Genomic DNA, 23,651 nt, shown 5'->3' on the forward strand with positions numbered 1-23,651 from the left:
GGAGAGTCTCTATGAGTGAACGGCCTACCCTCGATAAGGGGAGCTTATCTAAGGAAACATTACTTCTTCTTGCGCTTTTAACTTCTGAGAATATCAATGAAACGGCACACCAGAATCCGCAGCTGTTCACGGGCCTGGACTGGGATGTATTCTTGCGGCTTACCTTGCATCACCGGGTATACCCATATTTGTACCCGAAGCTCAGCCGGATGGATGGGGATGTGATTCCTGCCAGCGTCCTGGAGCGGATAAAAATGGAGTATCGCCGCAATACCGTCCAGATGCTTCAGCTCAGCGGTGAAATGAGTAACCTCGGCACTCAACTGGCCGAATTGAATATCCGCTGCCTGTTCCTCAAGGGTCCGGTGCTTGCGCAGGCGTTGTACGGAGATATCTCGCTGCGGACCTCACGGGACCTTGATTTCCTGGTGCCGATGGCGCAGCTGCAGGATACGGAAGCCCTGCTGATCCGTCTGGGGTATGTGAAGGAAGAAACGTTCGAGAGCATACTCGGAGACTGGAAATGGCGCGAGCATCATACTACATTCAATCATCCGGTTAGTAAGATCAAGGCGGAGGTACACTGGAGATTAAGCCCGGGGCCGTCCAAAGAACCCGATTTCGATACCCTGTGGAAGCATGCGCGGACAAGCAGCCCATTCGGCCGCAACGTCCACTATCTGGGCCAGGAGGATCTGTTCCTGTTCCTGGCTGCCCATGGAGCCAGACATGGATGGTCCCGGCTGAGATGGCTGCTGGACATCAAAATGCTGCTGTTGCAGCAGCCGGACTCCGCTGTATTGACCCGGTTGCTACGGCGCTACAATTACAGCGCTGTAGGCGGACAGGCACTTATTCTGGCAGCCGGTCTGCTGGAGGCGGAGATAGAGCCCGGATTGTCCGCTCTGACGGACCAACCCAAAGCCCGCAGATTAGCGCAGCGCGCCCTGTTCTATGTGGCGCGGATGGTCAATCTGCACAACCCTCCGCTGGAGCCGGAGGTCGAGCGTCATTATAAATATTACCAGCCGGCGATTCTATCCCGCTGGCATCAGGTGCTCTATGTAACCGGCTTTATGTACCCTTACGCAGCGGATGCGAAGACACTGCCGCTGCCGGAGGCGCTGCATTTCTTGTATTTCCCCCTCCGTCCTTTCCTGTGGAGCTGGCGGAAGGTAACGGGTGCAGAGAAACGGATATAGCCGGGCGGGATGCGGGAACAGCACTTTACTCAACAACCACACGAGTTGCCGGTCAATCGCTGGCGGGAATGGTCGGACTGGTCAGACTGCCGGGACTTGCGGGACTAACGGAATAAACACTTAAACCCTCACTTCTGATTGATTGCCGGCAGAAGTGAGTCTCTTAAGTAAGCAATGCGGGCATAAATGTAACCGTAAGTAAGCAATATAGGCATAAATGTTGTACGTTTTGCAACTTTGACTTCTGGATTGCAGGGTTTGCGGGAGGATTGTTGTACAAAATACAAGAATAATCCTGCAAAGCCGCTTGAGAACGGCGAAATGCTGCATTTTGTACAACAATATTGGATTTGAGCCGGTAACATGAGGAAAATGTTGTATTCTGTGCAGGATTTCAAAAAGTTACCGGTTCACTACCATGAACAGGGGAGGATTAGCGGATGAATCCAGAAATTCATACTACAGTTCATCAGCCATCCGGAAGTCCAAGATCACCGCAGTGACGTCCAGCGTAGGCTAAAGACAATATAGGGGAGGGGCTAATTAGCCCCTCCCCTATATTGCTTCTTCCTGCCCGCTAAGCAGACGGCTGAACATGCCGCCCTTCTCTGAAGCCAGGCCGCTGTATATCCCCTGCTGGATCACCCGTCCCTGGTCGATGACCAGAATCTGATCGGCTCCCCGGATGGTGGACAGGCGGTGGGCAATGACGATGACCGTCACCGAAGCCTTCAGCCGCTCCAGCGCCTCCTGAATCCGCTTCTCATTCTCGGTATCGAGCGCACTTGTCGCTTCATCAAGCACAAGGATGGACGGCTTGCGGATAATCGCGCGCGCCAGTACCAGACGCTGCCGTTCCCCGCCGGACAGGCGTACGCCGCGGTCGCCGAGCAGCGTATCCAGTCCGTCCGGCAGCTTGCGCACAAAGTCAGCCGAAGACGCAAACTCCAGCGCCTCCCACAATTCCGCTTCCTCCGCATCCGGCTTGATCATCGTCAGATTGTCGCGGATGGTCGCATTGTACAGAAAAGGGTCCTGCGCAACATACCCGATTGATCTCCGGTAGGACAGCAGCCTCTCACCTGTGATAGGCGCGCCGTCAGCCAGAATCTCGCCGGTCTCCGGCTGCATCAGTCCCATGAGCAGATCAACGAGCGTGCTCTTCCCGGCACCTGAACGTCCGACAATGGCGGTCATCTTCCGGGCCGGAATCAAGACATTTACGTTCTGAAGCGAATATTCCGGTTCATGAGGATGATAGCGGAAGTCAACATTTCTGGCTTCAAGACTATGCTTCAAGATCATAGGGGCTACAGCTTCCCCGCCTTCCACCCGGTCATGCTCCACAGCAGCAAGACATTCGTCCTGCAGCAGCTGCAGCTGCTTGAAGGAGGGCAGTACGGAAGCGAGCTGCTCCATCAGCGACTGCAGCGTAGAGAATGTCGGCCACAGCCGGGTAAATACCAGAATAACCAGCAGCAGATTAGGACCCTCTGCTTGCATAAACCGGAAGGAGACGAAGATAAATACGGCAATCAGCAGTGTAGAGGACAACTTGTACAGCAGCTGTGAGTTCGAACGCAGACGGGTATAGTCCAGCTGCTCCTGCTTCACCTCTCCGGTGAAGGCATGCAGCCACTCCAGCCGGGAATGCTCCAGATTATTGCTTTTGATATCCTTGATTCCGTTCAGCTGATCCGTAATTCCGCCCAAGTAGGTCTTGCCAAGCTCCGTGCTGCGGCTGCCCAGCTTCTTAGCCTTACGGATGAAGCGGCGGGAGAACAGGGACAACAGGACAGCACAGACGAGTACGGAGAGCGTCATCTTGGGGGACAGCCAGAAGGCGAAGCCGATCTGCACCAGCGTGAACAGCAGCGAGGTAAGAAACTGCAGGAAGCAGCTGATACCGGCAAGCACTCTGGCCAGTTCCGTGGTCATCACATTGATTAGATCGGAGGTGCGCTTTTTCAGAAAAAAAGACCATTCGGCCCGCAGCAACGCGCTGTATACCTCATAACGCAGCTGTCTGCCGTAGGTCTGCTGAATCTCCACATTGCGGATGGCCACGGACCGTGAGATCAGATTCTGGCAGAGCACAATGAGCACATAACCGCCAAGCACCAGCAGGAGCGCCGTGGTCTGCGGCAGTTCGGAGATGAAGCCAAGCATCGGAAGATGAAGACCGGCCGTGGCTGTGCCGCCTAACTGAATACCAGCCATACCCAGCATAGGTACAAGCAGCAATATGGCAGAGCTCTCCAGCAGACCACTGATCACCATACCGGACAAGTTGAGATATAGTTTAGCTCCCGACAAGCGCTGAAGCTGCCGGAAATAATAGATTATCGCTTGCATGGGCCCACCTCGATCACTCAGCTTGTAACACTTTGGCGAATTTCTCCACCACCACGAATCCCTGCATGGCATCATCACCGGAGACATAATACGCCCCGCTTCGCAGCCAGGCATGGGCAATCATCTGCCCCTGCTTATCCCGCGCCACCCCCATGTAGAGGGTGCTCTCAATCCCCCGCTTCTCCAGCATCTTCAGACCGGCTACGGCTCTGACCATACAGGTGCTTTTCCAGGGCGTGTAGCGGCTGATCACCCGAATAGCCTTCGTGATCTGCTGAATGCGGGGAACATCCATGTCTTTGGATACCGCCGGAGTCTCCAGGGATTTCACCCCGAGCTGCGGAGCCGTCTTGGCAAAAGGAAACAGCAGCTGGATTCTAACCAGGAAAAGCCGCCATAACGCCTCAGGAATCAGCGCCAGCGCGGCTTTGTCATACTTCAGCAGTAAACCGATGCGCCGGAGGGTAATCATGGCCCGTTGACGATGGCGACAAGATCCTCATTCAGCAGATTCTGCACAAAATCAAACACGTCCTGCTGCGCCAGCTCCGCCGGAACCTCAAAGATCTCCTGCATGATCTCGGCAATCCGGCGGATGGACACCGGTGAAGCCAAGGCTTCCCAGATCTCTCCCCCAACCTCGCCGAGGTTATAATACTTACCGTTCTTCACATTCAGCATCACCTTCTCGCCATCCATGTCACTGGCGATATTGCCTTCCCGCTGAACCAGAACCGAATCAAGGGACAGGACTGCTGCTGTATTCATATTCATACTTTCATCTCCTTCACCTTTTGGGTAATCGTCTCAAAGATCAGCTCCGTCTGCTGCGGTGCACTGAAGCCCTGCTCCGGACGGGTCAGACGGTACATCGGCAGCCGGTTAACGAATGAGGCCAGCATACCGAAATGCCATTCCCTGACCCCCATGGGGTCCACCAGCGCTTTTTGATAGGTGTGATTATATAAGGTATGAAGCCGCTCCAAGCCGCTGATAGCCTCTACTGACACCGGCCCGTCCTGTACAGACAGTTCAAATATTCCTGCAAGCGGCAGCGGTTCAGCCTGGAACCGGTCATGAACGGGTATGGCAAACTTGGTCTCCCGCTTAAACAGCGGGCGGTACGCAGACGAATTCATTCCCAAATAGTCCAAGCTCTGCTGCCACAGCTTCTGCTGCGGATAACCTGGAACAGCTAATGGAGTTCCATTATGCACCAACACGGGAATAACGTCGTCACTAACCAGGAGATGTCCCTGATCCATTAAATAGGAGGCAAGCGTAGACTTGCCCGCTCCCGAACGCCCGACCAGCGCGTATGCCTTATTCTCAAGAACAAGTGAGCTTCCATGAAGAGCCAATACGCCTTTTTGCATCAGAAGAACACCCATGCAGCTGCCCAGAATGAACAGGCGGATGCTATCCGGATCGGCATGGACTGCGGGAGATACGCTAATGGTGCTGCCATTCTGTATGGAAAAGATAGCTGTGCCCTTAACCATGAACATCACTTCTTGCTCAGCCATACCCAGATTCGGTGAAATCTTCGGTATCGCCTCCCAGCGCTCGGACAAATCAGCCTCCACAACAGATACGCTGCCCAACCTTCCGGGCTGCTCCGTACGGGGAAGTTCCGGCAAGGGGAATTCACTGAGAATTTGCAGACCAAAAGCCTTATATCCCAGGCATTGCACTGTGCTCGCCATACGGTTCACTCCATCTTTATCAATTTCACCCGGCTGCCTGCCGGTGATGTGAGGATAGCCCTTATCCCCCTCCAGCAAGCTAAGAGGGATGAGGGCTGGGATGTTGCCAAGCAAAACTAGGAGTGACTAACGATTTCTTCCGGATCCGATTGGAAGGAGTCGGCAATAGCGATCCCAGGTCCAGCCATAGTCATTTTAACATCCAGAACTTCCAATGCAGGCTTGCTGTATTCCTTTTTCATATTTGTCACCCCCTTTCAAGAAACATCCATCAGGTCACACGCTTCAGAAAGCGGTAGAACACCAGTCCTCTCGTAAGAAGGCGGAAATCCGTGTTGAATATTAATAATGGTGCGGGCTCACTACCCAGCCGGTCTAAACACCCGGCGAGCCCGGCATGATTCAAGTAAGAGGAAGTCCGGGGGTCCTGAAGCATCTCCCTTAGCTCCTGCAGGAACATCTGCCATTGGGGCAGCATACGTGTAATCCCATCTGCTCCCTGTATACCGCGCCGCGTCTGGTTTAGTCTGACCTTGTCCGGCAGCCGTCCTTCCATGGCCCGGCGGATTAACGACCGGTCCACTCCGTTCTGGACGTACTGCCCTTCAGGGACAGACAGACAGAAGTTGATGACACGCAGATCATTCGTAGGGTCACGATCCCATACCCTGTACTTCAGCGACAGCTTGGTAGCTGCCGTTCCATTCACATTCCAGATATGCGGCTGCTGGAAATGCTGTCTGCGGATATCGTACACCGTCTGGGACGAAGCAACTCCTTCAAGCTCTCTCAGCTTCTCTTGCACCCCTGTCCGCCGTGCGAATTCAGGATGAATCAGCTCTAGAGGGGCCTCCTGCTTCCCGGAGATCAGCTGGCCAAGGCCGGGGAACACCTTGCGGCCGACAATCTTCAGCATTTTCTTGCGGCTTGCCCCCATCGAACGACTATAAAGCTTGTTCTCGCGGTAGAAGGAAATCCAGTGAAATTCGCGCAGCAGCTTCGCCTGGTAATCCAGTGCAGGCCCCCAGGAGATACTCCAGTTGCCCCGTTGTCCGCTGAGCAGAACACCGGCGCCCTTCATTTGTGCTTGTTCATATATGCCTTTGAGCCAATATGAATTCTCTATGAATTTGTAGGGCATCTCCATAATATCCAGCCATTCGTCAATTTCACCATAAGGGCTCCGGTCAGGAAAGTTCAAGAAGCTAGGCTGAATGTTCCCCACATGGTCGATGGTCTCTTGAATATATGGACGCTCATCGGTGACCCGCTGGCCCAGTTTAAAACCTGTAAAATTGTCCAGCGGATAAGAGCTGAATGTAAATAATGGCTTGCCGCGGCGGCGGAGCTCCTCTGCAGCAAAGCTGACCACTGAGCCGGAATCCAGTCCGCCGCTCAGATTGGCGCCTACTGCGAGATGGGTCCGCAGCCGGTCTCTGACTGCCTGCCCGAATACCTCACGGAACGCTTCCTCGTATTCGCCGTTGCCGCGAAGCCTTAATGGAGGCGGAGTCCGGAAGGTGTAATACTGGGAGAAGGAAACCCCCTTCGCGCTGACTGTAACCGAGTGGGAAGGCGGCAGCTGTTCCACCCCTTGATAAACCGTGGAGAACATATCTGCCACATCGTTCCGGGCCTGGCTCGCCAGATACTCTGAAATCCAGCCTTCGTTCAGACCCTGCTGACCATCAGGCAAGGCCAGCAAGGGATGAATTACGGTACAGAAGGAGAACTCTCTGCCGGAACGGCGAAAGTAAAGCGTCCGGTTACCCGAGAAATCCCTCGCCCCAAACAGCGTCCGCTTGCGTGCGTCCCAGATCATGAAGGCAAAGTCACCGACCAGATGAACCGGAGCCTCTCCCCCCCATTTCTCATAGGCCAAGAGAATCAGCAGACTGTCTGGAATGGAATCACGATCTTCCCGGACAACCTGAAGTTGTCCGAACAGTTCGCTGCGGTTATCAATGATTGCATCGGCCACAATCGCCAGCCCGCGTTCCGAATCATAATAGGGGAGAATCTCATTCCTTGACTGTGGGGTGATCCACTGCGAGCGGCAGCCGAGGAAGAGTCCCTCTGCCCTCCAGGCCCTAGCATCATCAGCCGGATAACGCTGCAGCTGCTGCATAAGGCGCGGACCCAGCTCCGGGTCCAGCGGCCCATGCTGCATAGAATAGATCCCGGCGATTGCGCTCATTGTACGACCTCCAGCTGTCTAAGAATTCGATATTCGTTCTTAATAATGAACACTTCTTACTATATAAGATAACGTTCTTTCCATTGATTGTGAATAGTACCAGAGAGTACTTTTAGGTAGCCTTTAGCGTATTGACTTATCAATAGTTATATGATATATAGCAACTGAGTGAAGACCTATATAAGTTGCTAAAAAAATAGCTTCATTGAATAGCTTCATTAATATGTAACTCTATATAATACTCACGCTTAGATTACATATCTCTCTAGGAGCTGAACTTATGCCTATTCATCCGATTGACCCGATCCTCATCTCCATGCCGGAGAGCTTTGAAAGCAGCCGCCTGCTGATCCGTGCCGCTCTATGGGGAGACGGCGCCGCTGTAAATGAAGCCGTTCAGGAGAGCACAGCCGAATTAAGCCCTTGGATGCCCTGGGCACAGCATATCCCGTCCGTGGAGGAATCCGAAGCCTCCATCCGGAAGTCACGGCTGCAATTTCTGGAACGCAAGGATATCCGGCTGCTGCTCGTGAATAAGAAGAGCGGTCAGCTGGTCGGCAGCAGCGGCCTGCACCGGATCGACTGGCAGGTGCGTAAATTTGAAATCGGTTATTGGGTGCGCACCTCCTGCGCCGGACAAGGTTATATCACGGAAGCGGTGAGTGCCATTGCCGATTTCGCCGTACAGGAGCTGCAGGCGGCCCGGCTGGAGATCCGCTGTGATTCCCGCAATACACAGAGTGCGCGGGTGGCTGAACGTGCAGGCTTCACTCTGGAAGGCATTCTGCGGAATGACAAATTAGATGTACAAGGTGCCTTAAGAGACACTATGATTTTTTCGAAGGTTCGCGGGGTTGAATATTACTGAAGGAGCAGCTACCATGGATAATCTTCAATTTGTCTGCAATTATAAAGATCAGGAGCCGCTTAGAAACAGCTTTTTCGCGCTGGCTGCTGATACGTTTGAACTTGAGCTGGAGCGCTGGTATGAGCAGGGCTTCTGGGGGGAACGGTACATTCCTTATTCTTACGCGGAGGGTAATCGGGTAATTGCAAATGTCTCGGTGAACCTGCTTGAGCTGATTATTAATGGTGTGAAGTTCCGCGCCGTGCAGCTTGGGACGGTGATGACGCATCCTGACTACCGGGGACAGGGTCTGTCCGCCCGGCTGATGAACAAAGTGCTGGAGGATTACGGACCACAGTGTGAATTCATGTATCTTTTTGCCAATGATACAGTACTGGACTTCTATCCCAAGTTCGGATTCCGTCCGGTGGAGGAGCAGATCTTCTCCATGAACTGCCCTACCGGTTCAGCCGGGTCCACCGGATATCCGGAAATCCGCAAGCTGGATCTGTCCATAAGTTGTGATCTGAGCCTGGTCGCCACCTTCGCAGCACAGCGGCAGCCGGTATCTGAACGCCTCGGCGTCAGCGGCGCCGATGGACTGCTGATGTTCTACTGCCTGAACGTCTTCAGCGGCAATCTATATTACCTGGAGGACGAGGAGGTCATCGCCATCTGCCGGCAGGAGAGCGGCCGGTTAGAGATTTACGATCTAATCAGCACGAAGCCCGTCGCCGTCCGCGAAATCGCAATGAAGCTTGCGGACAGCGCCACGGAGACTATAGTCTTCCACTTCACGCCAAGTGACGATAACCTTGAACTGGCGGGCAGCAGCTGCCCTAGCGGTTTGTTCGTGCGGAATCAGAGCAGTCTGCAGTACCCTGCGAACGTCAAACTTCCGGCAACATCCATCGCTTAAGCTACGCAGTCATCACATAGGATTCAGAGTGTCATGAACTGCCCCTGCCGGGCCAGATAAGCTTCCTTCTCTTTGTAGTCCGGCATTACACTTCCCAGGCGACGCCAGAAGGACCGGTCATGATTCATATGCAGCAGATGACAGAGCTCATGAATGATGACATAGTCGATCACCTCCGGCGGCGCCATGGCAAGGCGGTAGTTAAACGTCAGTTTTTTATCAAAGCTGCAGCTCCCCCATTTGGTCCGCGATTCCACAATCTCGATACTCTTCGGCTTCACCTTCAGCTGGGCCTGATAACGGGTAATGCGCTCTGCAACGATTTTTTTCAGACTGGCCATATAGAACTTCTTCAGCGCAAGCTTCAGCTCCTCCGCATTCATACCGCCGGTCGCAATCAGCTCATGCAGCGCGTGTTCCTTCCCCAGATACAGGTATGTTTCTTCCCCCTGATACTCCTTGACCTTCGGCACCTGCCTGGCCGCCGCATTGCTGCGCAGCTTCTCCAGAATCTTCGGGCCGAGCCCTTCCACCGCACTGCGGATACTCTCTTCACTTGTTCCTGTAGGCACCTTAACGGTAATGAGATCCGATCCGTCAATCTGAACGGACATTTTCTTGCGCTTGGCATATTGAACATGGAGCGTAATCATCTGATCTTCGAGCTGAATCTGCATAGCCACCATCATTTCTGTAATTTCTAATACACCGGATACCCGGCTACAAACACTGCCAGATACAGCAGGCTCCCCGCAATGAATAAGGAGGTAAGCGCGATATCCTTCCATTTCTTATCTTGGGTCAATACTACTGCCGCGAAGGCCAGCGGAAAAGCCACGGCGAAATAACGCGGAGCGGACAGCAGCCAGGTCGGACCCACAACGTAGACGAAATAGACGATTAAATACGCCATATAAGCAGGATGAAGTCTCTTCGCGCTTTTGAACATCATCAAGAGCACCAGGAAGATACTGATCAAATTCGGCAGCCACAGCCCCAGGAAGGAACGGAAGTCCGCATCCTTGAAGGTATTCACGGCATACTCCATCTGATATCTCACCGTATCGAAAAAGAAGTAGAACTGCTGCGACCAATGCTCCCGCTGATAAATACTGAACTGGAACGCGTTGCCCGTAACATTGTAATTGATATAGAGATAGGCCAGCAGACCGAAGGATACTGTAGCCAGAGAGACCCCTGCTTGGATCAGTCTGTTAGTAAAAGCCTTCCGCTCCAGCTGTCTGTAGCCTGCTGCCAAATCCCGGGCAAATTCCACGGCAATCGGTACAGCCAACAGTATCCCCGGAGAACGGGTGAAGCCGGCCAGCGCCGCACAGAGACAGCCGAGCAGCCAGCGCTTCTGGCGCACATAATACAATGCCATCAGGGAGAGCAGCAGGAACAGCGCCTCCGTCATTGGGATGAAGAAAAAGAACGCCGACGGGAAGATGAAAATATATTTCACGACCCGCAGCGCATTGCTGCGTCCCATGTCCAGCCTGGCAAGCTCATAAGCGAACAACGCCGCAGCAAGGGTGCATAGGTTAGCGGCCACAAAGCCGGCGGCCATATAATCACTTGTGAAGAACTGCGCCAGCTTAATGATGACTGGAAATAAAGGCAGGAACACAATATGGAACCGGGAGTCTCCTTCCGTGACATACCCGTGCTCAGCGATCCCCAGATAAGACATGGCGTCTATTCCGCGAATATGCCAGGTATCGATAAAACGGGAGAATAAGCTTCCGGAAACCCCGTCTTTAAGCATCCAGAAGACATAGGCTATCAGAATGAGCAGCACACGGCTGGCCACCACCCAGAGCACAATCTTCCACCATGTCCGTTGCCGCTCCTCAGGCAGACTGTCGATACTTACCGGTTCCTGCATATTCCATGAACTTATGTATCCGGTCAAAGCGGGAATGGCCCGCAGTCCCGTCCAGATAAACAGCCCCAGACAGACTAGCGAGGCAAGGGTGCCCATCAGACTCCACGCATGCACGGACACCGCCCATATCCATACGGCCACTATCATTATAAGAATAAAGAGAGCTGAAACTGCTTTGTCGACCTTTTTCACCATAGCCTCCGGTTCCGCATCCATTGCGGCGTTGATTAGGATTAGAATTACAATAATCAGTCTTTTTCTCATTTTCTTATAGAAGTGGCTTTTACACAATAATTAGTTTACGGCGCTATCAAAAGCAAAGAGGAGCGCTGCCCATAAACCCGGCAGCACTCCTCTTCATCTATTTCAAGTTTGTCCCTCCCGGCAGCCCGGGCTTCAGACTCCTATTTCGCTGTAACGCCGCCGTCTACCGGCAGTTCTACACCAGTGATATAAGCCGACTCATCGGAAGCGAGGAACAGCACGGCTTCCGCCACTTCGGAGGCACGGCCGACACGCGGCAGCGCCGTCTGGGACAGGAACCATTTCAGCCTTTGTTCATCATTCACGAACTCAGCGCTCATTGGCGTTTCGATAAAGCCGGGATGCACAGAGTTGACCCGGATATGATCTTTACCGAAATCAACAGCCGCCGCTTTGCTCAGCATGCGGACCCCGCCTTTGGAGGCTGTATAAGCCCCTGCGCCGCTGCTTCCCGTCAGACCTGCGATCGATGAAATATTGACGATTGAGCCTCCGTTATGCTGCTGCATATGCGGAACCACATATTTCATCCCAAGGAAGGTGCTGGTCAGGTTAATGCTGATGACCTTGTTCCACTGCTCCATAGTTGTATCCAGAAGTCCGGTTGCAAGCGAAATTCCCGCATTGTTAACCAGCACGTCGATTTTGCCGTAAGTCTTCATCACTTCTTCGATCACATGGACCCATTGCTCTTCAGAGACCACATTATGCACATAAGCTGTAGCCTGACCGCCGTCAGCTTCAATTTCCTTCACTACAGCCTGCAGCGCAGATTCATTAATATCGGTAACGGCAACCTTGGCACCCTCCCGCGCAAAAAGCAGTGCTTCTTCACGTCCCATGCCGCTGCCGGCTCCGGTAATAATGGCAACCTTATCCTTCAGTCGATTCATAGCTGTATCCCCTTCGTTGTGTGAGTTAAAATATATGATGATAGTTACACTATCACTGTGATATTTATCATATCACTTTGTGCGAATAAACTCAAACCCTCCTTGCTTAAAGAATAAGCACTAGCTATACTACTGGTAGTTCAAATACCGATAGTGAAAGGGTTTAAGCTCTTATGGATCCCAAAACAAGATACGAGAAGGAACGCCTTGACGGCAAACAGCAGCGCTTATCCCTGATTCTGGAAGCAGCAGAACGCGTATTTAATCAGAAGGGGATTGAGAAAACCACGATGCAGGATATTGCAACTGACGCGAATATCGGCATTGCTACCCTGTTCAGATATTTCCCCAAGAAAGAAAAGCTGATTGTCGCCGTTGCTACCCGGCTGCTGGAGCCGATGCTGGAGCGGTTTGAATATGTGGCCGGATTGCCTGTGCCATGCCTGGACAAGCTTGAAGCATTATTCGATTTTTTCATTGAGGATCACTATAAATTAAGCACAACCTTCATGGTTGACTTCGAAAGCTACGCCGCCCATTTCCCCGAACCGCTGGAGGATATTCATCACTTCAATGCTCTGACCCGCCGAATTTCGCAGGTCTATTCCCGGATTATTCAGAATGGCATTGAGGACGGCTCGGTCCGCTCCGACCTTGAGGTGAGGGATACTTTAACTACATTAATTAATACGTTCGGCATTTTTTCGAAGAAGCTCTCGCTGCAGAAGAACATCCCTATGCTGGAAGCGGATCTTACGACAGAGCTCCAGCTGGATATTCTCAAGCGGGTGTTTCTCGACTATCTGAAGCCCCTCGTATAGAGTATTTATGCAGGGCAATGACTATTTCAGGGATACAAAAAATAGGGGGTGACCCCGCAGCCAGTTGTGGATATGGCTGCGGCAGCCAGTTGTGGATATGGCTGCGGGGTCACCCCCTTAATCTGCGGGATATCCTTAGGAAATCGCGGATTATTTATGAATTCGGAAGCAACGGGAAATGACAGGCCACCGGACGGCCTGGAACAACCTCTTCAAGCAGCGGCTCCACCTGGCGGCATTTGTCCTGGACAAACGGGCAGCGGGTATGGAACCTGCAGCCGGACGGCGGGTTAGCCGGGGATGGCACATCCCCCTCCAGCACAATGCGGTCCTGCTTGCGTCTTGGTGTCGGCTTCGGAATCGCCGAGAGCAGGGCGGCAGTGTAAGGATGCAGCGGAGCTGCAAACAGCTCCTCCGTCTCAGACACCTCCACCAGCTTGCCCAGATACATTACCCCGACGCGGTCCGAAATATGCCGGACCACATTAAGACCGTGCGCAATGAACAGGAAGGTTAACCCGAGTTCCTTCTGCAGCTTCATGAGCAGGTTGATCACCTGGGATTGTACCGATACATCCAGTGCCGATACAGCTTCATCGGCAACGATAAACTGCGGATTCAAGGCAATCGCCCGGGCAATCCCGATCCGCTGGCGTTGTCCGCCTGAGAATTCATGCGGGTAACGGTTCCGGCGGCTGGCATCCAGCCCCACCAGCTCCATCAGCTCCACTACCCGGGCATCGATCTCTTTAGCCGACATGCTCCGGTGAATGCGCAGCGGCTCTCCGATAATATCCTTGACGAGGAACCGCGGATTCAGCGAGCCGAACGGATCCTGGAAGATAATCTGCATTTCTTCCCGGAGCTTCCGCATGTCACCGGAGCTCAGGGAATGGATATCCTTCCCCTTGAATAACACTTCTCCCCCGGTTGCACTCTGCAGCCGGAGCAGCACCCGGCCGAACGTGGATTTGCCGCAGCCAGATTCACCGACCAGCCCGAAGGTCTCGCCTTTGCGGATGGATAAATTAACACCATCCACAGCCTTGACCTGTCCGACGGTGCGGTTAAGCAGACCCTTGGTGATCGGGAAATATTTCTTCACGTCCTTAACTTCCAGCAATATTTCTGAAGAAGGCATATGTTCTCTTACCGGTTGGGTTGCCGTTTCATTCATCATGCGCGTTTCACCTCATTGCTGTAATCTGCCTGCACCGGCTTATCCTTGAATAGCCAGCAGGCCGTCCGGTGATCGTCCGAGATCATGAAATCGGGCGGCTCCTGATTCCTGCAGATATCCATGGCATGAGGACAACGCGGATTAAAGCGGCAGCCGGATGGCAGCTGGCCAATCGGAGGAATCGTCCCGAGAATGGTATATAGCTCGCCTCCCCGTCCGCCTTCAAACCCCGGAATCGAACGGAGCAGCCCGACCGTATATGGATGGCTCGGGTGGTCGAAAATCTCTTCGACCGTACCCTCCTCCACGATGGCTCCGGCATACATAACAGCAATGCGGTCAGCCATCTCTGCAGCTACACCCATATCATGGGTGATCAGCAGAATGGACATTCCGAGTTCGGACTGAAGCTTGCGCAACAGATCCAGAATCTGAGCCTGCACCGTAACATCCAGTGCGGTTGTCGGCTCATCAGCGATGAGCAGTTCAGGATTACAAGCCAGCGCAATAGCAATGACGACGCGCTGGCACATCCCGCCGGACAACTCATGCGGATACTGCTTGGCACGGATCTCCGGAGCCGGGATACCGACTAATTTGATCAGATCAACCGCCATCCTCATGGCTTCGGCATCACTCTTGTTCTGATGAAGCCGCAGGCTCTCCGCAATCTGTTCGCCTACCGTAAATACCGGATTCAGCGACGACATCGGGTCCTGAAAGATCATGGCAATCTGATTCCCGCGGATTTCCCGCATCTCTTCCTGGCTCTTCGCCGCCAAATCCTGGCCGTGAAAATCAATACTGCCGTCAAGAATCATCCCTCCGGCATAATCAATCAACCGCATAATTGCGAGGGAGGTTACACTTTTACCGCTGCCGGATTCACCGACAATACAGACAGTCTGGCCTTTGTTCACAGAAATGGAGATGCCGTCGGTTGCTTTGAGAAGGCCCTTCTCGGTTGCAAAGCCGGCGGTCAGCTTCCGGATTTCGAGTAGTTTTTCCGCCATTGTTCCAGCCTCCTCCGGGATTTGGTCACTTGCTGTCTGGGATCTAGAGCATCCCGGATGCCGTCGCCGATAAAGTTAACTGCCAGCACTACGAGCAGGATGCAGAAGCCCGGGTACACTGCCTGCATCGGGTCAACCAGCATGAATTCCTGAGCGTTGCTGAGCATTAGCCCCCAGCTTGTAGCCGGTGCCTGAATGCCGAGGCCCAGATACGACAACGCAGATTCACTCAGAATCGCACCTCCGACCATCAGGGTCGCATTTACGATAATCGGGAAGCTTGCATTACGGAGCAGATGCCGGAAAATAATGCCCCAGCTGGATACTCCAATCGCCCTGGCCGCCTCCACATATTGCATTTCACGCAGCTGCAGGAAGGTCCCCCGGACGAGCCGGGCAATACTCATCCAGCTGGTAAATGCCAGAATAAGAATCATGTATTTAATCTGTGTGCCGAACAGCGCCATAATCAGGATGTTCAGGAACAGGGTCGGAACAGAGTTCATCACGTCTACAATACGCATGAATACCGTATCTACAAACCCGCCGAAATATCCTGAAATCGCACCGATAACCGATCCGACAACTACGGAAACAAACGCAACGGAGAATCCGATAGCGAGTGAAACACGCGCACTGTACAGCAGTCTGCTGAGAATATCGCGGCCCAGCTCGTCTGTACCAAGAGGGTGCCCCTCTGCTCCCGGCTTCAGATTGGCGAACATCAGATCAATCGCTTCCGGTCTATATTGGGTCAGTTTGGATGCGCAGACCGCCAGCAGCACAAATATAATCAGGACTACCAAACCGCCCATTGCGAACGGATTGCGCGAGAATTTCTTCCATAAAACTCTCCAGGGACCCGGCGGCCGCTTGGAATCCACTACCGGAATCTCCGGGTCTGTTCCTCCGGGCATCGGATTCATGTCCGGGGTTCCAAGCGGCTTAGATACAGCCCCTTTGGTAAGCTCAGTATTCTCTGTATTCATGCCGTCTTGCCCCCTTGCTTACCGAGCTTCACCCGGGGATCAACTACGGCATACAGTATATCTGCCAGGAGATTGCCGATAACGACTATAACAGCCGTCACTATAGTAACAGCCATCAGTGCCGAATATTCGCGCGCACCTGCCATCTCAACAAACCAACGGCCCATTCCCGGCCAGTTGAATACATTCTCAGTTAAAGCGGCCCCTCCCACCAGTATGGGAAGATCAAGGCCGAGTATCGTAATAATCGGAATCAGTGCATTGCGCAGCGCATGGCGGAAGACCACCTTACGCTCTTTGACGCCCTTGGCACGTGCCGTACGGATATAATCCTGATCGAGCACTTCCAGCATACTTGCCCGCGCATATTTCATATAAGAGGCCAGGAAACCAAGTGCCAACACTGTTATCGGCAGCACCAGATGCATGAACAAATCGCCTATATTGCCTTCCTTGCCTCTGGTATACATGTCCGACAACGGAAACCAGTCCAGCTTCAGTGACAACCATTGCTGGAGGAGTATTCCGAACCAGAAGGTTGGCATTGCGAAGCCTAAGTAAGAAATAAATGAAGCCGTCTGGTCAGATAGACCATACACTTTGGTACTGTTATAGATTCCCCAAGGAATTGCGATCAGCAGTGATACCAGCCAAGCCGCACCCATCAGAATCACGGTGTTGCCAATACGCGGCCAGAGAAGATCGGATACCGCAATATGGTTCTTGAAGGTGTAACCCAAATCTCCTTGCAGCAGGTCGCCGATCCAGCGCACATACTGTACCGGAACAGGCTGATCCAGCCCAAGGTTCTTGGCTTGCTGTTCAAATATTTCCGGGGATAAGCCCGGAGATAGCATGACTTGCGTCGGTCCGCCCGGAGCAGCATGGATGAGAAGAAAGGTCAGTATGGTAATCAGAAAGATGACCAATACCGATTGAAGCACGCGTCGTATCAGATATTCTGTCATGGGCTATCCTCCTAGAGATGGTAAGGCGATAGATTACGGAAGGCTCCCCCATTCATACAAAAGGGGGAGGTGAAAGAGAATTCTCTTTCACCTCCCGTAATTCTATTCAGTTTGTTCGGTTCGTTAGTCGGTTACCCACCATTTGATAGCGTGGAAGAACTGTCCGTAGCCCAGTGACGGCTCAGGAGCATCTTCCTCTGCCCAGTGTACTCTAGGTCCTGTTCCGATAGCCTGACCATATTGATACAGGAATACATAAGGAAGGTCGGTAGAAATTTCTTTACCTACTTCTTTGTAGATTTCTTTACGTTCAGCCTGGTCAACAGTGGAATAACCATCCACCCACAGCTGATCCAGCTTCTCATTCTTATACCAGCCGCTGTTCTGGCCGGCAGGCGGGAAGTATTTGGAGGAGAAAATGCTCTCTGCATCCGGATCCGGTGTATTCAGAGACCATGCCAGCAGCAGGGCCTGGAATTTACCCGGTGTTACGTTCTGGTCAATCCAAGCTGCAAAGTCGATCGCCTTAGGTGTTACTTCAATACCAACATCCTTCAGGTTCTGCTGGATAACAGCGGCTACTTGCTCGCGGCGGCTGTTGCCGGCATTGTATTGCAGTTCAAAGGAGAAGCGGTGTCCGTCTTTAGTGAGAATACCGTCTTTGGCATCGGCAACCCATCCGTCTTCTGCCAGGAGCTTCTTGGCGGTTTCGGCGTTGTAATCATAGTTCACAGCGGCATCACCCGGGTCAGCCCAAGTGTCCGGAAGGAATGGGGCATTCATCAGGGCACCTACGCCTTTTAGAATATTGTCTACCATACCTTGACGGTTCAGTGCATGTGCAATTGCCTGTCTGGTCTTCTGTCCGGCGAACAGGCCATAGTTATCCGGGAAGTTCTTGCCGTCGAAGTTAAACATTACATATTCATACTGTGCGCCCGGCTTCTGAATAATGTCGATATCGCCGTCAGCTTTAACGGCTTCAACCTGCGTTACCGGAATCGCACTGATATGGTCCGTGTCGCCCTTCATGATAGCCTGAACCTCAGTGTTCTGATCGGCGTAGATTTTGTAAACCACTTGAGCGATATGAGGCTTAACAGTACCCCAGTAGTTCGGATCGGCATCAAGGGTGTGGCTTTCGCCTTGTTTCCAGGCTGTCCATTTCCAAGGTCCGCTGGTTACGGTCTTGGCCGGGTCTGTACCGAAGGCATTGGTTTGGATTTCAGTCGGCTTTACATCCTTCAGAATGTGCGCTGGCACGATAGCCTGGCACAGGGAGTACAGGAACGGCGCATAGATTTGGGACAATGTGAATTTCACAGTCTGGTCATCGACCTTCTCTACGGTCTTCACCTTGTCAAATGCACTGGTCAGCGGTGAACCTGTCTCCGGATTTTTGCCGGTTTCAATTGTATACACTACATCATCCGCAGTAATCGGCTGCCCGTCACTCCATTTGATTGTATCTTTCAATTTAACGGTATAAGTCAGACCATCTTCAGAGATAACCGGAAGCTCTGCAGCCAGTGACCAAGGCTCCGGAGTTACGTTCCCCCCACGGTCCAGATCATACAAGGAAGCGAATACGAATTGGGCAACATCGCCTGAAGAGGTGTCATTGATTAAGAGAGGATTAATATTCACAATATCGGAGAATGTGCTAAGTACAATTGTTCCGCCGTCAACCGGTGCATCTGCGGCCGGTTCGGAAGCTTCAGGTGCCGCGCTCTCAGCCGGGGCTGTAGTTGACGCAGGAGCATTAGTTGGAGAACTTGCAGTGTTATTGGTGCTGCAACCCGTAAATAGAACCCCTACCAACGATACAACAAGTAAACTAGACCACCATTTTCTCTTTTTCGCCATTCCTTATACTCCTCCTTAGTTAAGTGCGTGTAGTGAGCGTTACCCGGAACCACAGGTCCGGTTCGCCACCTTCTCTTCAAAGCTTCCCGGGAGATTAGGATATTCTGGATGATTCTACCCTTGCCGCTATAATTGAGCTGACATCTGCAATCCATGTAATATAACATCACATACGATACATATGACATTCAACGATCAAATAGACCGCAGGTCAATTAGAGACAGGGGGAACTTTCCCGGCTGGGAGTCTTAACAATTCCCTATAAATTATGGTTTATATTACATGTGAATATATCTTACGTCAATATATTTATTTATCACTTTCATATCTTATTTATGCTTACAAAAAATAATTCCTTCCAATATAGTAAAAGAAACACCCTCAAAACCTCTTTTCATACTATTCGACTATGTTTAATACGGTTAGTTTTCATGACTTAATGTTATCATTTTCGTGTTAATTCGACATCTTTCAGCATGATTATCTTTTTTACGAGCTTAGTCGCATAGTGATTTCTATTTTCCCATACACAAAAAGGAAGAAAAACACGCCAGGAGAACTCTTCCGGCAGCCTGTTTTTCTTCCTCATTTTCTTGCTCTTATTATGTTTTTGACAAAATAGTGACTACGCTACTCCACAGATTTCAGCGCTTCAATCATATGAATCCGTTGCAGCTTAAGGTGCATGAACGCCATTACAATCCCCGAGAACAGCACGGTCAGCAGGGCCGCATACAGGTAACTCTGCCACTTGATCAGCGGCGCGAACATCGTGGCATCCAGCTCAGCCGTAGACAGGACAAAGCTATGCAGCAGTATCCCCAGTGCACCGCCGAAGATGATCCCGAGCAGTGTTAAGAGGATATTCTCCCGGTATATATACATGGTGACTTCCTTATCATAGAACCCCAGCACCTTGATTGTGGACAGCTCACGGACCCGTTCAGACACATTGATATTGGTCAGATTATAGAGTACCACGAAGGCCAGCGCAGCAGCGGACACGATCAGTACTACAATAACAACGTCCATGCTCTTCATGGTTCCGTCAAAAGCTTCGCCCACCCCGCTGGAAAAGCTGACCAGCGCCACCTGCCCGTTCGCGGTTAATTTTTCCCCGAAGTTGTCTTCCCACTTCTTATCCTGCGCGCTGTAGTTCAGCAGCTGAGTGTTATAGACCGGCCCGCCGCCAAATACCTGTGCATAGTAAGCCTTCGTCATATACACATAATGCAGCACATAGTTCTCGGTAACCGCCGACACCTTGACCTGAAATTCCTCATTGTTGCTGTCCAGAACAGTCAGGCTGTCTCCCGGAACCAGATCGTACAGCTTGGCGAGCTTCTCGGTAATGATTGCGCCCTCGTCAGTAAGCATCTTCGGTTCATCTGTTATGCGGTCCTTCAGTACAACGAACGGAGCCAGCTGATCTGCAGCCGCAGGAACAAAAATCCGTACCTCCTGATCGTTAACCCCTTTGGCCCGGGCAGTCATTGCTTCCTGAAGCACATCCAGCGTTCCCGTAACTGCGGACTCCTGTTTAATCAGTTCTGCGTAGGACGCCTTATCTTCGGCTGTTGCATTGTCATGCAGCGCCACCAGGGCGTTATATTTCATAATCCCGCCGAACTGCCGGTCGGCAATGCTGCCAATGGAATCCTTCAGCCCAAAGCCGGTCAGAATAAGCGCAGTACAGCCCGCCACCCCGATTACCGTCATGAACATCCGCTGCTTGTAGCGGAACAGATTGCGGGCCGTCACCTTCTGCACGAAACTGAGCCGTTTCCACAAAAAGCTGAACCGCTCCAGCATAATACGCTGTCCGCTCTTGGGCGCCTTGGGCCGCATCAGCACCGACGCATTGCTGCGCAGCTCCACCCGGGAAGCGATCATTGCCGTCATGGCTGTACATACCAGCGCTACTATTATGGAAATAATGGCGTAGGCGGGATAGAAGCTTTTGATCACTCCCGGCAGGTTATAGAGCTGGCTGTAGGCATTATAAATAATGCCCGGAAATAAGGTGAAGCCGATCGCAAGCCCCGCAATGGACGCGGCAAGACTGGCCAATGTGCCATAGACCAGAAATTTGGTCATAATGTCCATGGAACCATACCCCAGGGCCTTCAAGGTACCGATCTGCAGACGCTGCTCCTCAACCATACGGGTCATCGTCGTTAAGCTGACGAGTGCCGCAATCAGGAAAAAGAACACCGGAAAAGCCGTGGCAATCGCAGACAGGCGGTCGGCATTATCCTTGTATTCGGCGTAACCGGGGTTGATCGTCCGGTCTGTCACATACACCTTCGGCAGCTCCAGCGGGTTGTGCGCTGCTGAGGCCTCCGCCTGCTGTTGCTGCGTTTGCTGTTGCTGCTGCGTCCCGTCCATAGGCTGCTGGCCCGCAGCCAGCAGCTTTGCGGCTTCCGCTTTCAGCTCTTCCAGACGCTGCTGCGGGTAATCCTTCAGCGCTTCCTCGGTCTCCGACAGATGCCGTTCGATTAGAGCATCATAAGCCGGAGTATAAGCTGTTTCTGCAGCCGTATCCGTGAAGCTGAGATAGGCCTCTGTGTACACCGGAAGGTTGAAGTCATCCTCCGGGATAACAGCAAACGCATCGGCTGTCCCTTTGCCGATCCGGCTCGTTCCACGGGTCGACGTTTCAATATATTGCGGACTCTGCGCGAAGCCGACCACGGTATAGCTCAATGTCTGGAAATTCCCCGCCAGATTATCCCCGCCCTCGCCGCTGAAGGGAATTGAATCTCCCAGCGAGAACTTCTCCTCCTGCAGCAGATAGGCGTCAAGTACGATTTCCCCGGATGCCTCAGGCAGATGCCCGGAGGTAATCTTGTACCCGTTCAGTTCATTATCGTCAGCATAGGAATACACCTTAGCAATCAGTCCGCTCTCACCAAGAAACACATCGGAGCTATACACAGGCTGAACACTCTGCACTCCGGGGATGTCCCGAAGATTATCAATACTCTTCTCTGTCAGCCCATAAGTGGACTGAACGCGTAAATCCATCAGCCTATGATCCTTATAATAAGTCGCTGCGGTATCCAGCATATCCGGCCCCGCTGATTTGATCCCGGCAAAAAAACTTACCCCCAGCATAATAATCGCAAAAATTGAGAGAAACCTTGCTTTCGTATGACGGATTTCCCGAAAAACATCCTTCCATAATGCCCGTTTCTTCATGACCTCCGGCTCCTTACCATTCGATATCATCCACGGATACCGGCGTTGCGTTCCTCACCATTTTCCGTACCTTCGCGTTATTGATTTCAATAACCCGGTCTGCCATCGGTGCAATAGCCAAGTTATGCGTAATGACAATAACCGTGGTTCCGGTATTGCGGCAGGTATCCTGCAGCAGCTTCAGTACCTGTTTGCCGGTATTGTAATCGAGCGCACCTGTCGGCTCATCGCAGAGCAGCAGCTTCGGCTGTTTGGCCAGCGCTCTGGCAATGGCGACACGCTGCTGCTCCCCGCCGGACAGCTGGGCCGGAAAGTTATTCAGCCGCTCTCCAAGTCCTACATCCTCCAGCACCTTGCGGGCATCCAGCGCACGCGGAGAGATCTGGGATGCAAGCTCAACATTCTCCAGCGTCGTCAGATTGGGTACAAGATTATAGAACTGGAACACAAAACCCACGTCATTACGGCGGTAGCCTGTCAATTCTTTGGCGCTGAAACGAGCGATGTCGGTACCGTCCACAATGACCTGGCCTTCGTCGGCGGAATCCATCCCGCCCAATATGTTAAGCACCGTCGATTTCCCCGCTCCGCTGGGACCTACAATCACAGCGAACTCGCCCTGTTCAATTTCAAAATCAATTCCGTCATTGGCTACAATCAGGGTCTCCCCCATCTTATACCGCTTATATTCGCCCTTCACAGTAACAAACGCCATGCCATCTCCTCCTGTCTTCTCCACAAACCGCCTTTGCTTGGGCATACATGCCGGCAAATGCAGTCCTGCTCTCAAGTTTAGCACAAGAGCCCCCTATAAATACAAAAGCAGGATTATGCGGCAATCCCCTGCCCCGTTCCTTGCCGGAATAACGGAATCAGAACAAAATCACCCTAACGGCTAAATCAAGCTGGAGCTTATGCCGTTATGCGGGCTGTGCAGCTTATGTAGAGATTACGGTCACTTCACAATGCTCCTCATTTTCTCCTTTTGCTTGCATTCGGTGAAAGCAGGGGCACTAATGCTCCTCATTTTATCCTTTTGCTCACTTCCGGCGGATTCAGGGGCACTAATGCTCTTCATTACCTCCTTTTGCCCGCATTCGATGAAATCAGGGGCACTAATGCTCCTCATTTCTGCCTCCCGCCCACTTTCGGCGGGATCAGGGGCACTTTGCTCCTCATTATCTCCTTTTGCCCACTTTCGGCAGGATCAGAGGGATTTATCCCTTTGATTTTTCCATCTCGCACACTTTCGGCGGAATCAGAGGGATTTATCCCTCTGATTTTTCTATATCGCCCACTTTCGGCGGATTTAGAGGGATTTATCCCTTTGATTTTCCCGTA

21 protein-coding genes are annotated in these 23,651 nt (G+C 52.3%); 4 read left to right on the top strand and 17 right to left on the bottom strand.

Going from position 1 to position 23,651, the window contains the following annotated elements; translation table 11 throughout:
* Positions 1-11 precede the first annotated feature (11 nt).
* Entirely contained in the window at positions 12-1,202 is a 1,191-nt protein-coding gene (locus tag QW71_RS26795) for a nucleotidyltransferase family protein (RefSeq protein ID WP_039306508.1), read from the top strand.
* Between the two features lie 555 nt (positions 1,203-1,757).
* On the opposite strand, the gene QW71_RS26800 is transcribed toward QW71_RS26795, so the two are convergent.
* The 6 genes from QW71_RS26800 to QW71_RS26825 form a co-directional block, all read right to left on the bottom strand.
* Entirely contained in the window at positions 1,758-3,557 is a 1,800-nt protein-coding gene (locus tag QW71_RS26800) for an ABC transporter ATP-binding protein (protein WP_039306509.1), read from the bottom strand.
* A gap of 13 nt (positions 3,558-3,570) precedes the next feature.
* The gene (locus QW71_RS26805; RefSeq protein WP_039306510.1) at positions 3,571-4,029 is read right to left on the bottom strand and encodes a lasso peptide biosynthesis B2 protein; all 459 of its coding nucleotides are present in this window, start codon (positions 4,027-4,029) and stop codon (positions 3,571-3,573) included.
* A complete protein-coding gene (locus QW71_RS26810; protein WP_373604794.1) occupies positions 4,026-4,325 on the bottom strand; it encodes a lasso peptide biosynthesis PqqD family chaperone in 300 nt (99 codons plus the stop codon). Before QW71_RS26810 ends, QW71_RS26805 begins: the two co-directional genes overlap by 4 nt.
* A gap of 2 nt (positions 4,326-4,327) precedes the next feature.
* A complete protein-coding gene (locus QW71_RS26815; protein ID WP_039306539.1) occupies positions 4,328-5,263 on the bottom strand; it encodes a hypothetical protein in 936 nt (311 codons plus the stop codon).
* A gap of 116 nt (positions 5,264-5,379) precedes the next feature.
* The gene (locus QW71_RS40080) at positions 5,380-5,505 is read right to left on the bottom strand and encodes a paeninodin family lasso peptide (protein ID WP_039306512.1); all 126 of its coding nucleotides are present in this window, start codon (positions 5,503-5,505) and stop codon (positions 5,380-5,382) included.
* 29 nt (positions 5,506-5,534) lie between these two features.
* On the bottom strand, positions 5,535-7,460 hold the full coding sequence (locus QW71_RS26825) for an asparagine synthase-related protein (RefSeq protein ID WP_039306513.1): 1,926 nt from the start codon (positions 7,458-7,460) through the stop codon (positions 5,535-5,537).
* Positions 7,461-7,740: 280 nt separating this feature from the next.
* On the opposite strand from QW71_RS26825, the gene QW71_RS26830 reads away from it, so the two are divergent.
* Together QW71_RS26830 and QW71_RS26835 are read left to right on the top strand one after the other, a co-directional pair.
* Positions 7,741-8,328, top strand: coding sequence for a GNAT family N-acetyltransferase (locus tag QW71_RS26830; protein ID WP_039306515.1), 588 nt, complete (start codon positions 7,741-7,743; stop codon positions 8,326-8,328).
* A gap of 13 nt (positions 8,329-8,341) precedes the next feature.
* A complete protein-coding gene (locus QW71_RS26835) occupies positions 8,342-9,226 on the top strand; it encodes a GNAT family N-acetyltransferase (protein WP_039306517.1) in 885 nt (294 codons plus the stop codon).
* 23 nt (positions 9,227-9,249) lie between these two features.
* On the opposite strand, the gene QW71_RS26840 is transcribed toward QW71_RS26835, so the two are convergent.
* From QW71_RS26840 to QW71_RS26850, 3 genes are all read right to left on the bottom strand, one after another.
* Positions 9,250-9,903 (bottom strand): M48 family metallopeptidase, encoded by a 654-nt coding sequence (locus tag QW71_RS26840; RefSeq protein WP_039306541.1) that lies wholly within the window; start codon positions 9,901-9,903, stop codon positions 9,250-9,252.
* A 23-nt stretch (positions 9,904-9,926) separates the two neighbouring features.
* Positions 9,927-11,378: a hypothetical protein gene (locus QW71_RS26845; RefSeq protein WP_039306519.1), complete on the bottom strand. Its 1,452-nt coding sequence runs from the start codon at positions 11,376-11,378 to the stop codon at positions 9,927-9,929.
* 140 nt (positions 11,379-11,518) lie between these two features.
* Positions 11,519-12,271, bottom strand: a complete 753-nt coding sequence (locus tag QW71_RS26850) for an SDR family NAD(P)-dependent oxidoreductase (RefSeq protein WP_039306521.1) — start codon at positions 12,269-12,271, stop codon at positions 11,519-11,521.
* A 173-nt stretch (positions 12,272-12,444) separates the two neighbouring features.
* Between QW71_RS26850 and QW71_RS26855 the strand changes: the two genes are divergently transcribed.
* Positions 12,445-13,092 (top strand): TetR/AcrR family transcriptional regulator, encoded by a 648-nt coding sequence (locus QW71_RS26855; protein ID WP_039306522.1) that lies wholly within the window; start codon positions 12,445-12,447, stop codon positions 13,090-13,092.
* Between the two features lie 154 nt (positions 13,093-13,246).
* Here QW71_RS26855 and QW71_RS26860 read toward each other — a convergent pair whose 3' ends face one another.
* The 8 genes from QW71_RS26860 to QW71_RS41525 all read right to left on the bottom strand — a co-directional run.
* Positions 13,247-14,272, bottom strand: a complete 1,026-nt coding sequence (locus QW71_RS26860; RefSeq protein ID WP_042133644.1) for an ABC transporter ATP-binding protein — start codon at positions 14,270-14,272, stop codon at positions 13,247-13,249.
* Positions 14,269-15,285 carry an ABC transporter ATP-binding protein gene (locus QW71_RS26865; RefSeq protein ID WP_039306523.1) on the bottom strand — a complete coding sequence of 339 codons (1,017 nt, stop codon included), beginning with the start codon at positions 15,283-15,285 and terminating at the stop codon, positions 14,269-14,271. Before QW71_RS26865 ends, QW71_RS26860 begins: the two co-directional genes overlap by 4 nt.
* A complete protein-coding gene (locus QW71_RS26870) occupies positions 15,252-16,211 on the bottom strand; it encodes an ABC transporter permease (protein ID WP_052770281.1) in 960 nt (319 codons plus the stop codon). Before QW71_RS26870 ends, QW71_RS26865 begins: the two co-directional genes overlap by 34 nt.
* A gap of 59 nt (positions 16,212-16,270) precedes the next feature.
* Positions 16,271-17,242, bottom strand: coding sequence for an ABC transporter permease (locus tag QW71_RS26875; protein ID WP_039306525.1), 972 nt, complete (start codon positions 17,240-17,242; stop codon positions 16,271-16,273).
* 123 nt (positions 17,243-17,365) lie between these two features.
* The gene (locus tag QW71_RS26880) at positions 17,366-19,108 is read right to left on the bottom strand and encodes a peptide-binding protein (RefSeq protein WP_039306526.1); all 1,743 of its coding nucleotides are present in this window, start codon (positions 19,106-19,108) and stop codon (positions 17,366-17,368) included.
* Positions 19,109-19,739: 631 nt separating this feature from the next.
* Positions 19,740-22,310 carry an ABC transporter permease gene (locus QW71_RS26885; protein ID WP_039306528.1) on the bottom strand — a complete coding sequence of 857 codons (2,571 nt, stop codon included), beginning with the start codon at positions 22,308-22,310 and terminating at the stop codon, positions 19,740-19,742.
* Positions 22,311-22,323: 13 nt separating this feature from the next.
* Positions 22,324-23,025, bottom strand: a complete 702-nt coding sequence (locus tag QW71_RS26890; RefSeq protein WP_039306530.1) for an ABC transporter ATP-binding protein — start codon at positions 23,023-23,025, stop codon at positions 22,324-22,326.
* A gap of 410 nt (positions 23,026-23,435) precedes the next feature.
* A partial coding sequence (locus QW71_RS41525; RefSeq protein WP_039306532.1) for a hypothetical protein occupies positions 23,436-23,651 on the bottom strand: 216 nt, incomplete at its 5' end.

The organism is Paenibacillus sp. IHB B 3415, from assembly GCF_000802655.2.
GTDB classification, from domain to species: Bacteria; Bacillota; Bacilli; order Paenibacillales; family Paenibacillaceae; genus Paenibacillus_AQ; species Paenibacillus_AQ phytohabitans.

Bases quoted from the DNA above. Each gene is read 5' to 3' on its own strand.
- QW71_RS26795 (WP_039306508.1), top strand. From the start codon at position 12: ATGAGTGAACGGCCTACCCTCGATAAGGGGAGCTTATCTAAGGAAACA.
- QW71_RS26800 (WP_039306509.1), bottom strand. From the start codon at position 3,557: ATGCAAGCGATAATCTATTATTTCCGGCAGCTTCAGCGCTTGTCGGGA.
- QW71_RS26805 (WP_039306510.1), bottom strand. From the start codon at position 4,029: ATGATTACCCTCCGGCGCATCGGTTTACTGCTGAAGTATGACAAAGCC.
- QW71_RS26810 (WP_373604794.1), bottom strand. From the start codon at position 4,325: ATGAATACAGCAGCAGTCCTGTCCCTTGATTCGGTTCTGGTTCAGCGG.
- QW71_RS26815 (WP_039306539.1), bottom strand. From the start codon at position 5,263: ATGGCGAGCACAGTGCAATGCCTGGGATATAAGGCTTTTGGTCTGCAA.
- QW71_RS40080 (WP_039306512.1), bottom strand. From the start codon at position 5,505: ATGAAAAAGGAATACAGCAAGCCTGCATTGGAAGTTCTGGATGTTAAA.
- QW71_RS26825 (WP_039306513.1), bottom strand. From the start codon at position 7,460: ATGAGCGCAATCGCCGGGATCTATTCTATGCAGCATGGGCCGCTGGAC.
- QW71_RS26830 (WP_039306515.1), top strand. From the start codon at position 7,741: ATGCCTATTCATCCGATTGACCCGATCCTCATCTCCATGCCGGAGAGC.
- QW71_RS26835 (WP_039306517.1), top strand. From the start codon at position 8,342: ATGGATAATCTTCAATTTGTCTGCAATTATAAAGATCAGGAGCCGCTT.
- QW71_RS26840 (WP_039306541.1), bottom strand. From the start codon at position 9,903: ATGCAGATTCAGCTCGAAGATCAGATGATTACGCTCCATGTTCAATAT.
- QW71_RS26845 (WP_039306519.1), bottom strand. From the start codon at position 11,378: ATGAGAAAAAGACTGATTATTGTAATTCTAATCCTAATCAACGCCGCA.
- QW71_RS26850 (WP_039306521.1), bottom strand. From the start codon at position 12,271: ATGAATCGACTGAAGGATAAGGTTGCCATTATTACCGGAGCCGGCAGC.
- QW71_RS26855 (WP_039306522.1), top strand. From the start codon at position 12,445: ATGGATCCCAAAACAAGATACGAGAAGGAACGCCTTGACGGCAAACAG.
- QW71_RS26860 (WP_042133644.1), bottom strand. From the start codon at position 14,272: ATGATGAATGAAACGGCAACCCAACCGGTAAGAGAACATATGCCTTCT.
- QW71_RS26865 (WP_039306523.1), bottom strand. From the start codon at position 15,285: ATGGCGGAAAAACTACTCGAAATCCGGAAGCTGACCGCCGGCTTTGCA.
- QW71_RS26870 (WP_052770281.1), bottom strand. From the start codon at position 16,211: ATGAATCCGATGCCCGGAGGAACAGACCCGGAGATTCCGGTAGTGGAT.
- QW71_RS26875 (WP_039306525.1), bottom strand. From the start codon at position 17,242: ATGACAGAATATCTGATACGACGCGTGCTTCAATCGGTATTGGTCATC.
- QW71_RS26880 (WP_039306526.1), bottom strand. From the start codon at position 19,108: ATGGCGAAAAAGAGAAAATGGTGGTCTAGTTTACTTGTTGTATCGTTG.
- QW71_RS26885 (WP_039306528.1), bottom strand. From the start codon at position 22,310: ATGAAGAAACGGGCATTATGGAAGGATGTTTTTCGGGAAATCCGTCAT.
- QW71_RS26890 (WP_039306530.1), bottom strand. From the start codon at position 23,025: ATGGCGTTTGTTACTGTGAAGGGCGAATATAAGCGGTATAAGATGGGG.